This window comes from Corallococcus llansteffanensis (genome assembly GCF_003612055.1).
In the GTDB taxonomy this organism is placed as follows: Bacteria; Myxococcota; Myxococcia; order Myxococcales; family Myxococcaceae; genus Corallococcus; species Corallococcus llansteffanensis.
On record NZ_RAWB01001130.1, the window covers coordinates 1 to 682 of the forward strand.

Sequence of the window (682 nt, forward strand, 5' to 3'; positions counted from 1 at the left end):
TGGCCCGGCTGTTCGCCCTCCGGGGCGCCCCGGAGGGCGAACAGCCGGGCCACGTACTTGCCGATGAGGTCCCCCTCCAGGTTCACCTGCGCCCCGGGGCCCTTCCCGTGCAGCGTGGTGCGCGTCTGCGTCTCCGGGATGAGCTGGACCCGGAAGCGGTCCGCCTCCACCGCGTTCACGGTGAGGCTGATGCCGTCCACCGTCACGGAGCCCTTCTCGATGAAGCAGGGCGCCAGTTCCGGAGGCAGCCGGAACACCATCACCCACGAGCCGCCTTCGGCGAACGTCTCCAGCACCTCGCTGACGGCGTCCACGTGGCCGGACACCAGGTGCCCTCCCAGCCGGTCCCCCAGCGCCAGGGCGCGCTCCAGGTTCACCTTGTCGCCCGCCCGCCGGGCTCCCAGGGTGGTGCGCCGCAGCGTCTCCGGCGCGGCCTGCACGCGGAAGGTGTCCCCGCCCTTCTCCACCACGGTGAGGCACGCGCCGTCCACGGCGATGGATTCGCCCAGCGTGAACGCCTCCGCGCCCAGCGAGGTGCGAATCCAGAGGTCGGTCATCGCGCCGGGCGCGATGCGGGTGACGGTGCCAGTGTCCTGGATGAGGCCGGTGAACATGGGCGCGACTCTAACGACTCAGAGCAGCGCGCGCAGGAGGACGTCGTCGCCCACCCGCTCCACCGTCA

1 protein-coding gene is annotated in these 682 nt (G+C 72.0%); it reads right to left on the reverse strand.

The window, feature by feature from the left end; genetic code table 11:
- Positions 1–614 (reverse strand): riboflavin synthase (locus D7V93_RS43770; protein WP_120648740.1); only part of this gene is annotated, 614 nt, incomplete at its 3' end.
- Positions 615–682: the final 68 nt, after the last annotated feature.